The sequence below is a fragment of the Pantoea eucrina genome, from assembly GCF_002095385.1.
In the GTDB taxonomy this organism is placed as follows: domain Bacteria; phylum Pseudomonadota; class Gammaproteobacteria; order Enterobacterales; family Enterobacteriaceae; genus Pantoea; species Pantoea eucrina.
This window is the reverse complement of the sequence record NZ_MIPP01000022.1, coordinates 1-12,090: the sequence shown is the minus strand read 5'-3', so window position 1 is coordinate 12,090 and position 12,090 is coordinate 1. Positions and strand designations below refer to the sequence as shown.

The 12,090-nt window shown below is 57.5% G+C and carries 11 protein-coding genes; 8 read left to right on the top strand and 3 right to left on the bottom strand.

Translation table 11 applies throughout. The annotated features are described in order from the left end of the window. Positions 1 to 38: 38 nt before the first annotated feature. Entirely contained in the window at positions 39 to 1,907 is a 1,869-nt protein-coding gene (gene kup / locus HA43_RS11090; protein ID WP_094111668.1) for a low affinity potassium transporter Kup, read from the top strand. On the opposite strand, the gene qseC is transcribed toward kup, so the two are convergent. Further along, positions 1,876 to 3,249, bottom strand: coding sequence for a quorum sensing histidine kinase QseC (gene qseC / locus HA43_RS11085; RefSeq protein WP_094111667.1), 1,374 nt, complete (start codon positions 3,247 to 3,249; stop codon positions 1,876 to 1,878). The two genes, kup and qseC, sit on opposite strands and share 32 nt — an antisense overlap. Continuing rightward, on the bottom strand, positions 3,246 to 3,908 hold the full coding sequence (gene qseB / locus HA43_RS11080) for a quorum sensing response regulator transcription factor QseB (protein ID WP_071668262.1): 663 nt from the start codon (positions 3,906 to 3,908) through the stop codon (positions 3,246 to 3,248). The genes qseC and qseB overlap by 4 nt, the downstream gene beginning before the upstream one ends. A 178-nt stretch (positions 3,909 to 4,086) precedes the next feature. Between qseB and HA43_RS11075 the strand changes: the two genes are divergently transcribed. The 7 genes from HA43_RS11075 (at position 4,087) to rbsR (ending at position 10,496) form a co-directional block, all read left to right on the top strand. Then, complete coding sequence (locus HA43_RS11075) at positions 4,087 to 4,485, top strand: YgiW/YdeI family stress tolerance OB fold protein (protein ID WP_094111666.1); 399 nt, start codon at positions 4,087 to 4,089, stop codon at positions 4,483 to 4,485. Positions 4,486 to 4,699: 214 nt separating this feature from the next. Continuing rightward, positions 4,700 to 5,119 (top strand): D-ribose pyranase, encoded by a 420-nt coding sequence (rbsD, locus tag HA43_RS11070; protein ID WP_039381382.1) that lies wholly within the window; start codon positions 4,700 to 4,702, stop codon positions 5,117 to 5,119. Between the two features lie 7 nt (positions 5,120 to 5,126). Then, complete coding sequence (gene rbsA, locus HA43_RS11065) at positions 5,127 to 6,635, top strand: ribose ABC transporter ATP-binding protein RbsA (protein WP_094111665.1); 1,509 nt, start codon at positions 5,127 to 5,129, stop codon at positions 6,633 to 6,635. Continuing rightward, positions 6,632 to 7,603 carry a ribose ABC transporter permease gene (gene rbsC / locus HA43_RS11060; RefSeq protein WP_094111664.1) on the top strand — a complete coding sequence of 324 codons (972 nt, stop codon included), beginning with the start codon at positions 6,632 to 6,634 and terminating at the stop codon, positions 7,601 to 7,603. Before rbsA ends, rbsC begins: the two co-directional genes overlap by 4 nt. 27 nt (positions 7,604 to 7,630) lie before the next feature. After that, positions 7,631 to 8,506 (top strand): ribose ABC transporter substrate-binding protein RbsB, encoded by an 876-nt coding sequence (rbsB, locus tag HA43_RS11055; protein ID WP_039381376.1) that lies wholly within the window; start codon positions 7,631 to 7,633, stop codon positions 8,504 to 8,506. A 63-nt stretch (positions 8,507 to 8,569) separates the two neighbouring features. Then, positions 8,570 to 9,499: a ribokinase gene (rbsK, locus tag HA43_RS11050; RefSeq protein ID WP_094111663.1), complete on the top strand. Its 930-nt coding sequence runs from the start codon at positions 8,570 to 8,572 to the stop codon at positions 9,497 to 9,499. Positions 9,500 to 9,503: 4 nt separating this feature from the next. Continuing rightward, positions 9,504 to 10,496: a ribose operon transcriptional repressor RbsR gene (gene rbsR / locus HA43_RS11045; RefSeq protein WP_425298526.1), complete on the top strand. Its 993-nt coding sequence runs from the start codon at positions 9,504 to 9,506 to the stop codon at positions 10,494 to 10,496. Here the strand turns inward: rbsR and mdtD are convergent. Beyond that, positions 10,493 to 11,896, bottom strand: coding sequence for a multidrug transporter subunit MdtD (mdtD, locus tag HA43_RS11040; RefSeq protein WP_094111661.1), 1,404 nt, complete (start codon positions 11,894 to 11,896; stop codon positions 10,493 to 10,495). The two genes, rbsR and mdtD, sit on opposite strands and share 4 nt — an antisense overlap. Between the last annotated feature and the right edge of the window lie 194 nt (positions 11,897 to 12,090).

Sequence of the window (12,090 nt, the reverse complement as noted above, 5' to 3'; positions counted from 1 at the left end):
ATGGCCTGAGTCGCAACGGCTCCAACACAAGACACCCTATGAGCTCGGATAAGAAACAGTCTCTTAGCGCCGTCACGCTGGCTGCAATCGGCGTGGTCTATGGCGACATTGGCACCAGCCCGCTGTATACCTTACGTGAATGCCTTTCCGGCCAGTTCGGCTTTGGCGTTGAACGCGAAGCGGTATTCGGCTTTTTATCGCTGATCTTCTGGCTGCTGATTCTGGTGGTTTCGCTGAAATATATCAGTTACGTCATGCGCGCGGACAATGCGGGTGAAGGCGGAATTCTGACGCTGATGTCGCTCGCGGGTCGTCACACCGGCGCGCGTGCCACAGCCGTTCTGGTGATCATGGGGCTGATCGGCGGCAGCTTCTTTTATGGTGAGGTGGTGATCACCCCGGCCGTATCCGTGCTCTCAGCGATTGAGGGACTGGAGATTGCCGCGCCCGGTCTCGACACCTGGATCGTCCCGCTGGCGATCGCCGTGCTGACGCTGCTGTTTATAATCCAGAAACAGGGCACCGGTATCGTAGGCAAGCTGTTTGCGCCGGTTATGCTGGTATGGTTTCTGGTGCTGGCCGTGCTGGGCGCGCGCAGCATCCTGAATAATCCTGATGTACTGCACGCGATGAATCCTTATTGGGCGCTGCACTTCTTTGTTCAGTATAAGTCGGTCTCCTTTTTTGCGCTGGGTGCGGTGGTACTGGCGATCACCGGCGTCGAAGCGCTTTATGCGGACATGGGACACTTCGGCAAATTTCCGATCCGTCTGGCGTGGTTTGTGGTGGTGCTGCCTTCGCTGGTGCTGAACTATTTTGGCCAGGGTGCGCTGCTGCTGGCGCATCCGGAAGCGATAAAGAACCCGTTTTTCCTGCTGGCACCGGACTGGATGCTGATCCCGATGCTGCTGCTCGCTACGCTGGCGACGGTTATCGCCTCACAGGCGGTGATCTCCGGCGTCTTTTCCCTGACGCGTCAGGCGGTGCGGCTCGGTTATCTGCCGCCGATGCGCATTGTTCACACCTCTGAAGAGGAGTCAGGACAGATCTACATTCCGGTCATTAACTGGCTGCTCTACGCCGCGGTGGTGATTGTGATTGTTGGTTTTGAGCACTCCAGTAATCTGGCGGCGGCCTACGGCATTGCCGTGACCGGCACTATGGTGCTGACGGCGATCCTCTGCGCCACGGTGGCGATCCAGAACTGGCACTGGAATCGCTATCTGGTCATGCTGATGCTGGCCGCGATGCTCTGCATTGATGTGTCGCTGTTCTCCGCTAACCTGATCAAAGTCTTCTCCGGCGGCTGGCTGCCGCTGACGCTGGCGCTGATGATGTTCATCATCATGACGACCTGGAAAAGTGAGCGCTTTCGTCTGCTGCGCCGCATGCATGAGCACGGCAATTCGCTCGATGCGATGATCGCTTCACTGGAGAAATCACCGCCGGTACGCGTATCGGGTACGGCGGTATATATGTCGCGTGCGCTGAACGTGATCCCTTTCGCGATGCTGCATAACCTCAAGCACAACAAAGTGCTGCATGAGCGCGTGGTGCTGCTGACGCTGCGTACGGAAGATTCACCCTATGTGCATAACGTACGCCGGGTCACCATTGAACAGCTGTCGCCTGCGTTCTGGCGCGTGGTGGCGAGCTACGGCTGGCGCGAGACGCCAAACGTGGAGGAGATTTTTCACCGCTGCGGGCTGGAGGGGCTTAACTGCCGGATGATGGAGACCTCATTCTTTATGTCGCATGAATCGCTGATCATCGGTAAACGGCCCTGGTATCTGCGCCTGCGCGGCAAACTGTTCCTGACGCTGCAGCGTAACGCGCTGCGCGCGCCGGATCAGTTTGAAATCCCGCCTAACCGTGTTATCGAGCTGGGTACGCAGGTCGAGATTTAGCGCCGCTGCGTTGCCGGATTAGCGTGATGCGCAGCCCCTGCGGCACGGCGTGACTGAAGTGCAGCTGCAGGTCGTGCAGCTGCGCAATATTTTTCACAATCGACAGCCCCAGGCCGCTGCCGTTCTGTGTTTGGCCGGGCGGGCGCCAGAAGCGTTCGCCGAGCCGCGCCAGCTGCTCGTCCGATACGCCCGCACCATTATCTTCTATCACTATGCTGTCCGTCCCCAGCCGCAGCGCTATCCGGCTCTGTGCCGGCGCATAGCGCAGCGCATTATCCAGCAGATTACGTATCATCAGGCCCAGCAGCAGCGGATGACCGTTCATCACCGGCGCAGCATCGCTGGTCAGTGTTATCTCTGTCTGCTGCGCGGCGGCCTGCGGCAGATGTTCAGCGACCAGCGCCTGCAGCAGCGGGAGCAGCGCGACCGGCTGAAATTCACTGCGCAGATCGTCCGCTTCAACGCGCGACAGCGTCAGCAGCTGATCCACCAGCCGGGTCGCACGGATAATACCGCTATCGAGCTGCTGCAGCGCCCGCCGTCGCACCTGCTCATCATCTTCGGCCAGCTGGATCACCTCACTTTGCACGCGCAGGGCAGCCAGCGGGCTGCGCAGTTCATGGGCGGCATCGGAGGTGAAGCGACGCTCGCGCTGTACCAGCTGCGCCGTGCGTCCGAAGAGATCGTTGAGCGCCGCTACCAGCGGCTGTACCTCACGCGGCAGATGCGTAACCGGCAGCGTGGTCGCGTCATCCGGCGCACGCTGCTGCAGCCGGTGCGCCAGCTGCTTCAGCGGCCGCAGTTCATACCACACCAGCAAGAGCAGCAGCAGCAGCATAAACGGCATCGCGACAAGCCACGGCAGCAGGGCGGCGGACGCCAGATCGAGCGTCATATCATCCCGGTACTCCTGCTCCTGCCCCACTACCACGCGATACTGTTTATCGGGTGACGTCAGCCAGAGCAGACGCCAGCGCTCATCGTCGTCACGCAGCTGCCCGTCACGAAAGCCGTCGCGTCGCGTATCGAACGATAACCCGCGCCCGTTCTCGCCGTCGTTGAGCAGCGGCGTACCGTCGGTGCGGAACACCGCAAATGCCAGAGCGTCATCATCCTGATCGCCGCGGTGATGGCGTAAAAGGGCTTTGGTTCGGGGTAATACAGCCTGATGCAGGCTGGTGGGATCGAGCGCCAGCAGCCGTTTGGCAAACAGCATCTGCTGGGTATCAAACAGTTCATTAACCGTGTCGCGCGTCTGCTGCCATGCGCTCCAGCCGGCGCTGGCACCGCACAGCAGGATCAGCAGCACAAAGCCGATCGCCAGCCGGACAAACAGGCTCATTCTGCCGCTCCCAGCGTATAGCCAATACCGTGCACGGTGCGGATAAACTGGCTGCCCAGCTTTTTGCGCAGATGATGAATATGTACCTCAACCGCGTTGCTGGAGACATCGTCATCCCAGCTGTAGAGCTTCTCTTCAAGCTGGCTGCGCGTCAGCACCTGAGCCGGATGTCGCAGAAACAGCTCCAGCAGCGCCAGTTCGCGGCTTTTCAGTTCAAGCGGTTCGCCATTGAGCAGAACGCTGTGGCTGGCGGGCTGCATGACAACATTGCCGTGCCGCAGCTCCGGCTGCAGCTGACCATGCCGCCGGCGGATCAGCGCCTGCAGGCGCGCAGCCACTTCGGTGAGGGCGAACGGTTTGCAGAGATAGTCATCGGCGCCCAGCTGTAAACCCTGTACGCGCTGGTCCAGTGCGTCGCGCGCGGTGAGGATCAGCACCGGAATATCCGCGCCTGCAGCGCGCCACTGGCGCAGGATCTCCAGCCCGTCGCGTTCCGGCAGCGACAGATCCAGCACCACTGCATCCCAGGGCGCTGCGCTCAGCGCCTGACATCCGGCCTCACCGGATATAAACCAGTCGACGCTGAATCCCAGTTTTGTCAGGCCAACCTTCAGCCCGTCGCCAATCAGCGTGTCATCTTCAATCAACAGAATTCGCATTGTGCTCTCCCCCGGCTACAGGCGAGTTATACGAAGCCCGTCCGAGCTTGTACAGGCCAGCAGCGCGATTTTCAGCTATTTTTCACGCAACGATAAAAAACAGCGCTCCTTAAGATCCTGTTAAGAACTCTCTGGTCTACTGCTGATATTCCACCTGTTCACAGAAATGAGGTAACTAATGAAAACACGTATCGCGTTACTGACCCTGATTGCCCTGGCCACCGCACCGGTACTTGCTGCGCCGCAGGGCGGCTTTATGGATCCCGCTGCGCCAGCCGCACAAAGTAATCAGGCGGGCGGTTTTAAAGCGGGCGAAGCCAGCGTCGTGACGGTAAAACAGGCTGAAGAGATGAAAGATGACAGCTGGATCACCGTGCGCGGGACGCTGGAAAAGCAGACTGGCGATGAAGATTATCTGTTCCGCGACAGCAGCGGCACCATGAAAGTGGAAATTGACCACAAGCGCTGGAACGGCGTGACCATTACGCCAAAAGATCGCGTCGAACTGACGGGCGAGCTGGATAAAGATTTCAATGCCACTGAGCTTGATGTGAAACAGGTTCGCAAACTGCCATAAGCACACTGTGAAGCCACTGCCTGAGTGGCTTCATTCATTCTGATGGGCCCATATCATCCTGCTCCCTGCCTCTCTGTACTCCCTTACCCAAATTTTTTCCGGCTGACAGCGAAACGTTTCGATGGCGATCACACTTCCGTGATGGTGTCATTGCGTTACTATACTGCTTTTATACACTGCTCCACAGCGAAACGTTCGCTGTGGAGTGGATGAAATGAAAAAAGGTCGCCTGTTACACGCTGAACTCTCTCATGTGATTGCCCGCCTCGGGCATACTGATACGCTGACTATTGCGGACGCGGGCCTGCCTGTTCCGCACGGCCCCCGGCGTATTGACCTGGCGTTAACGCCCGGTACGCCCGGATTTTTACAGGTTGTGGAGGTAGTCACACAGGAGATGCAGGTAGAAAGCGCCCTGATTGCGGAGGAGATAAAAGAACATAATCCGCAGCTTCACAGCCAGCTGCTCGCCGTGCTCGAAGCGTTGCAACAGCACCAGGGGAATAGCATCACCGTCCGTTACATCAGTCATGAACAGTTCAAACAACAGACGCAGTGCAGCCAGGCGGTCATTCGCAGCGGAGAGTGTTCTCCGTATGCGAATGTCATCCTGAGCGCCGGCGTCACCTTCTGAGGCCGCTATGCAACCCTTACTGCAACTTAAAGGAATCGAAAAGTCGTTTCCTGGCGTAAAGGCGCTGAATGGTGCCTCGCTGGCGGTCTACCCGGGGCGCGTTATGGCGCTGGTGGGCGAAAACGGGGCCGGTAAATCCACCATGATGAAGGTGCTGACCGGCATCTACACCATGGACGCCGGCTCGCTGCAGTGGCTGGGCGAACCTGTTGCGTTCTCCGGCCCAAAGGCGTCGCAGGAGGCAGGCATCGGCATTATTCACCAGGAGCTTAATCTGATCCCGCAGCTGAGCGTGGCGGAGAATATTTTCCTCGGCCGGGAGTTTATAAACCGGTTTGGCCGTATCGACTGGAAAAAGATGCATCGTGAGGCAGAGGCGCTGCTTAAGCGTCTTAACCTGCGTTTCAGCAGCCACAAACTGGTGGGCGATCTCTCAATTGGCGATCAGCAGATGGTAGAGATTGCCAAAGTACTGAGTTTTGAATCACGCGTCATCATCATGGATGAGCCGACGGATGCGCTGACGGATACCGAAACGCTGTCGCTGTTTCACGTTATTAACGAACTGAAAGCGCAGGGGTGCGGCATTGTCTATATCTCGCACCGCATGAAAGAAATTTTTGAGATCTGCGATGACGTAACCGTATTCCGTGACGGGCAGTTTATTGCCGAGCGCGCCGTCAGCGATCTGAGCGAAGAGCAGCTGATTGAGATGATGGTGGGACGCAAGCTGGAAGATCAGTATCCCCATCTCGATCAATCGCCCGGTGAAATCCGCCTGCAGGTTGAAAAGCTCTGTGGCTCAGGCGTGGAGGATGTCAGCTTTATCCTGCGCAAAGGCGAAATTCTGGGGATTTCAGGGCTGATGGGGGCCGGGCGCACTGAGCTGATGAAAGTGCTGTATGGCGCCCTGCCGCGCCGCAGCGGCAGCGTCACGCTGAATGGCCGTACTGTGACCGTACGTTCGCCGCAGGAGGGGCTCGCCAGCGGTATCGTTTATATCTCTGAAGATCGTAAGCGTGACGGACTGGTGCTCGGAATGTCGGTAAAAGAGAACATGTCGCTGACGGCGCTGCGCTATTTCAGCCACGCCGGCGGTAACCTGAAACATGCGGAAGAGCAGCTGGCGGTAGGCGATTTTATCCGCCTGTTCAATGTAAAGACGCCCTCAATGATGCAGCCAATTGGCCTGCTCTCCGGCGGTAATCAGCAAAAGGTGGCGATTGCCCGCGGCCTGATGACCCGTCCGGACGTGCTGATCCTGGATGAACCCACGCGCGGTGTCGATGTAGGTGCCAAAAAAGAGATTTATCAGTTAATTAATCAGTTCAAAGCGGAAGGGCTGAGCATCATTCTGGTGTCATCGGAAATGCCGGAAGTGCTGGGCATGAGCGATCGCATTCTGGTGATGCATGAAGGCCATATCAGTGGCGAATTTTCCCGCGAGCAGGCTACCCAGGAATCCCTGATGGCGGCGGCGGTCGGTAAGCAACACAGCGAGGATTTAGTCGTATGAGTACCCAAACCCTACCCGCCAGCCGCCGCTGGTTCAGCAAAAGCTGGCTGCTGGAGCAGAAGTCACTGATTGCGCTGATTGTGCTGATCGTCGTGGTCGCCAGCCAGAGCCCGAACTTCTTTACGCTGGCCAACATGTTCAACATTCTGCAGCAGACCTCGGTCAACGCCATTATGGCAGTGGGCATGACGCTGGTGATCCTGACGTCAGGCATCGACCTGTCAGTGGGATCGCTGCTGGCGCTTACCGGTGCGGTTGCCGCGTCTATTGTCGGCATGGAGGTCAATGCACTGGTTGCCGTTGCCGCTTCTCTGGCGCTGGGCGCGTTTATTGGCGGCATCACCGGCGTGATAGTCGCGCGCGGCAGGGTGCAGGCGTTTATCGCCACGCTGGTAATGATGCTGCTGCTGCGCGGTGTCACCATGGTCTATACCGACGGCAGTCCGGTGAATACCGGCTTCAGTGAAAACGCCGATCTGTTTGGCTGGTTCGGTATTGGTCGCCCGCTGGGGATCCCGACGCCGGTATGGCTGATGGCACTGGTATTCGCGCTGGCGTGGTACATGCTGCATCACACCCGCCTCGGTCGCTATATTTATGCGCTGGGCGGTAATGAAGCCGCTACCCGTCTGTCAGGTATCAGCGTTAACCGCGTCAAAATTACCGTCTATGCGCTGAGCGGACTGCTGGCGGCGCTGGCAGGCACGATTGAAGTGGCCCGTCTCTCCTCAGCACAGCCTACGGCTGGCACCGGTTATGAACTGGATGCGATTGCGGCTGTGGTCCTGGGCGGCACCAGCCTGGCAGGTGGTAAAGGCCGTATTATGGGTACGCTGATTGGCGCGCTGATTCTGGGCTTCCTGAATAATGGCCTGAACCTGATGGGCGTATCTTCCTACTACCAGATGATTGTTAAAGCCGTCGTGATTTTACTGGCGGTGCTGGTAGATAACAAAAGCAGTAAATAACTCTGACCCTCACACAGGATCCTGTAAATGAAAAAATTAACTGCACTGGCCGTCATTCTTGGTGCCACCCTGAGTGCCGGCGCAATGGCCAAGGATACGATTGCGCTGGTGGTTTCTACCCTCAATAACCCCTTCTTTGTCTCGCTTAAAGATGGCGCTCAGAAAGAAGCGGACAAGCTTGGCTACAACCTGGTGGTGCTGGACTCCCAGAACAACCCGGCAAAAGAGCTGGCTAACGTGCAGGATCTGACCGTTCGCGGCACTAAGCTGCTGCTGATCAACCCGACAGATTCCGACGCTGTTGGCAACGCCGTAAAAATGGCTAACCAGGCAAATATCCCGGTGATCACGCTGGACCGTATGGCAGCACAGGGCAAGGTAGTGAGCCACGTCGCCTCTGACAACCGCTTTGGCGGTAAAATGGCGGGCGATTTTATTGCGAAAAAAGTGGGTGACGGCGCAAAAATCATTGAGCTGCAGGGCATCGCCGGCACATCAGCCGCACGCGAGCGCGGTGAAGGTTTCAAGCAGGCCGCTGATGCGCACAAATTTGCTATTCTTGCCAGTCAGCCGGCTGACTTCGATCGTACTAAAGGGCTGAACGTGATGCAGAACCTGCTGCAGGCGCATCCGGATGTGCAGGCGGTGTTTGCACAAAACGATGAGATGGCGCTGGGTGCGCTGCGTGCGCTGCAGACCGCCGGTAAAACCGATGTGCTGGTGGTTGGATTTGATGGTACGGCTGACGGCGTGAAAGCGGTAGAGTCCGGTAAACTGACCGCAACCGTGGCGCAGATGCCGGATAAGATTGGTATGATTGGCGTGGATACCGCAGACAAAGTGCTGAAAGGTGAAAAAGTGCAGGCGATCAACCCGGTTGACCTGAAACTCGTCACTAAATAAAACCAAAGAAAAGCGTGGCCTCGCGTCACCCTCAGGGTGACGCAACTTCCTGGATCTCTCCCTATGAGTAAATGCGCAAAACTGGCGGTAATGGGCAGCATCAACGCCGATCATATCCTGAACCTGAGTCACTTCCCGCGCCCCGGTGAAACCGTTATCGGTAAGGCGTATCAGATTGCGTTTGGCGGCAAAGGCGCTAATCAGGCGGTGGCAGCCGGACGCGCGGGTGCTGATATCGCCTTTATCGCCTGTGTAGGTGGCGATGACACGGGCGAACGCATCTGTGAACAGCTGCAGCGCGACAATATTGATATCACGCCGGTTGAAGCCATCCCGTCAGAGGCAACCGGCGTGGCGATGATCTTCGTCAACGGTGAAGGTGAAAACAACATCGGCATTTATGCCGGCGCGAACGCCGCGCTGACGCCAGACTATGTACGGCGTCATCAGCAGGTGATCGCTGACGCTGAGGCGCTGCTGATGCAGCTGGAATCCCCGCTGGAAAGCGTGCTGACGGCAGCGCAGCTTGCGCGACAGCACGGCACGCAGGTGATCCTCAATCCGGCCCCTGCGACCAGGCTGACGGATGAATTGCTGGCACAGATTGACATCATTACGCCTAACGAAACCGAAGCGGAGATCCTGACCGGGATTGCCGTTACCAGTGACGCTGAGGCCGCACAGGCAGCGCAGGTGCTGCATGCCAAAGGGATCCGCACCGTGCTGATTACGCTGGGGCGGCGCGGCGTATGGCTGAGCGAACAGGGTAACGGCGAGCGCATTCCTGGTTTTAACGTACAGGCCGTTGACACCATTGCCGCAGGTGACACCTTCAACGGTGCTTTTATTACCGCGCGGCTGGAAGGCATGACGATGCATGATGCGGTACGGTTTGCGCATGCGGCAGCGGCGATTGCCGTGACGCGGCCCGGCGCTCAGCCTGCTGTACCGTGGCGCCGCGAAATCGACGCTTTCCTGCAGCAACAGGAATAAGCGCTTGGCTACCATGAAAGATGTTGCCCGTCAGGCGGGCGTCTCCACCTCTACCGTTTTGCATGTGATCAATAACAATCGCTTTGTCAGCGAGCAGGTGCGCGAAAAGGTTGAACAGGCCATCCGTGAGCTGAACTATGCCCCTTCGGCGCTGGCGCGCAGCCTGAAGATCAGGCAGACGCGTACTATCGGTATGTTACTGACGGCCAGCAGCAACCCTTTCTATGCTGAGGTCGTGCGCGGCGTGGAAAACAGCTGTTACGAACGCGGCTATAGCCTGATCCTGTGCAATACCGAAGGGGATGAAGAGCGCATGAATCGCAGCCTGGAAACGCTGATGCAAAAGCGCGTGGATGGCCTGCTGCTGATGTGCACGGAGACGCATCTGCCTTCGGCTGAGATCCTGAATCGTTATCCCTCGGTGCCGATGGTAATGATGGACTGGGCACCGTTTGAAGGACGGGGCGATATCATTCAGGATAATGCCTTACTGGGCGGCGAAATGGCGACCCGCCATCTGATTGAACGAGGCTACCGGCGTATTGCCTGTATTGCGGGACCGCAGGACAAAACGCCGGCGCGACTTCGTCTTGAAGGCTTTCATAAAGCGATGGCGGCGCACGGTTTAACGGTACCTGATGGGTATGTGGTTGACGGCGACTTTGAGTTCCAGGGCGGATTCAATGCCATGACGCAGTTGCTGGCGCTGGAGCCGGTACCGGAGGCGGTGTTTACCAGTAACGATGCGATGGCCGTTGGCGTCTATCACGCGTTGTATCAGGCGGGCCTGCAGGTACCGCAGGATATTGCGGTTATGGGATATGACAACATCGAACTGGCCCGCTATCTGACACCGCCGCTGACCACGGTACATCAGCCAAAAGATGAGCTGGGCGAGCTGGCTATCGATACATTGATTCACCGCATGGGCGCGCCCGACGCCAGTCAGCAAACGCTGGTGCTGACGCCGGAGCTGGTGGAACGCGGTTCTGTTTAAGCCGCTTTCTTTTTCTTTTCCCGGTTGGCGATCAGGTTACGGCCGTCGCCGGGCCGCAGTAACAGAAACGCGGCGGCAGACAGCACGGTAATGACGCCCATCGTCAGAAACGTAGCGTGGAACTGCTGCACGGTCGTACTTTCAAAATCCTGGTAAAAGCGCAGCACCGCCGCGCTGACCGCAACACCAAAGCTGATAGAAACCTGCTGCGTTACCGCCAGTACGCTGTTGCCACCGCTGGCGTTGTCATCATTCAGATCGGCCAGCGTAATCGTGTTCATCGCGGTGAACTGCGTTGACATTGCCATGCCCAGCACAAACAGCGCTATCAGCAGCATAACTGCGCCCTCACCCGGCGACTGCAGCGAGAAGCTGGCGATCAGGATACCGATAATGATGGTGATGCCCACCAGGGTCCGGCGATAGCCAAAGCGGCGCAGCACCTGCGTCACCGTCGATTTGGCAAGCAGTGAGCCTACCGCCGTAGGCCCCATCATGCAGCCTGCAATAATTGCCGGATAGCCAAAGCCCACCTGCAGCATCAGCGGCATCAGAAAGGGAATACAGCCGGTTCCGAGACGCGCCGCAATATTGCCGAGGATACCGACAGAAAATGTACGGGTGCGGAACATAGGCAGACCGATCAGCGGTGCGGGATGGCGCCGCGCATGTACTATATAAAGAAGCAGCAGTGCAAAGCCGCCAAACAGCACCAGTAGCGCCTGCCATGATGCAACAATGCGCTCGCCGAAAAGCTCAATGCCTACTGAGATCAGCACCAGCCCCAGGCCGAAGAGAAGAAAGCCGGAAAAATCGAAGCGGCGCTTGGGCGTTGTGAAATCCGGCATATATTTACGCGCGTAAAAAATACCGGCAATACCAATGGGAATATTGATCAGGAAAATCCAGTGCCAGCTGGCGTAGGTAACCAGCAGGCCTCCCAGCATCGGTCCGAGGATAGGCCCGACCAGACCCGGCATGGTCACAAAGTTAAGCACCGGCAGCAGTTCACTGCGCGGATAGGCACGCAGCAGAGCCAGACGCGCCACCGGCATCATCATGGCACCGCCCACGCCCTGCACAATGCGTGACACCACCAGAATAGTCAGCGAGCCCGACAGGGCACAGGCCAGCGATCCCAGCGTAAACAGTGAAACGGCAATAATAAAAATACGGCGCGTGCCAAATCGATCGGCCAGCCAGCCGCTGACGGGTATCAGCATAGCGACAGTCAGGGTATAGCTGATAACGGCGGACTGCATAGCAAGGGGGGAGCGTTCAAGGCTGGTGGCAATGGCCGGCAGCGCTGTATTAAGAATGGTTGCGTCGAGTGCCTGCATAAAAAACGCCATTGCGGCTATCCACGGCAAGCCAGCCATACTGCGCGCAGAACGAATCATCGAAAATCCTTCTATTGGTGGTGCTGGCAAACAGCATTATCAGAAAAGAATAGCATTGCAGTTACAGGCGATGACGTTGATTTGTGCCTCTTACGAGGCCATTTTGGCCATTAATTGGTCATATAATGCCTGCTTTTAGCGCTTTCGCTCAAAAAAGAGACGCTCAGCTATTTTTTTGCAATAAACACTTGTCA

Excerpts from the sequence above, each read along its gene's own strand:
- kup (WP_094111668.1), top strand. The coding sequence starts at position 39 with ATGAGCTCGGATAAGAAACAGTCTCTTAGCGCCGTCACGCTGGCTGCA.
- qseC (WP_094111667.1), bottom strand. The coding sequence starts at position 3,249 with ATGAGCCTGTTTGTCCGGCTGGCGATCGGCTTTGTGCTGCTGATCCTG.
- qseB (WP_071668262.1), bottom strand. The coding sequence starts at position 3,908 with ATGCGAATTCTGTTGATTGAAGATGACACGCTGATTGGCGACGGGCTG.
- HA43_RS11075 (WP_094111666.1), top strand. The coding sequence starts at position 4,087 with ATGAAAACACGTATCGCGTTACTGACCCTGATTGCCCTGGCCACCGCA.
- rbsD (WP_039381382.1), top strand. The coding sequence starts at position 4,700 with ATGAAAAAAGGTCGCCTGTTACACGCTGAACTCTCTCATGTGATTGCC.
- rbsA (WP_094111665.1), top strand. The coding sequence starts at position 5,127 with ATGCAACCCTTACTGCAACTTAAAGGAATCGAAAAGTCGTTTCCTGGC.
- rbsC (WP_094111664.1), top strand. The coding sequence starts at position 6,632 with ATGAGTACCCAAACCCTACCCGCCAGCCGCCGCTGGTTCAGCAAAAGC.
- rbsB (WP_039381376.1), top strand. The coding sequence starts at position 7,631 with ATGAAAAAATTAACTGCACTGGCCGTCATTCTTGGTGCCACCCTGAGT.
- rbsK (WP_094111663.1), top strand. The coding sequence starts at position 8,570 with ATGAGTAAATGCGCAAAACTGGCGGTAATGGGCAGCATCAACGCCGAT.
- mdtD (WP_094111661.1), bottom strand. The coding sequence starts at position 11,896 with ATGATTCGTTCTGCGCGCAGTATGGCTGGCTTGCCGTGGATAGCCGCA.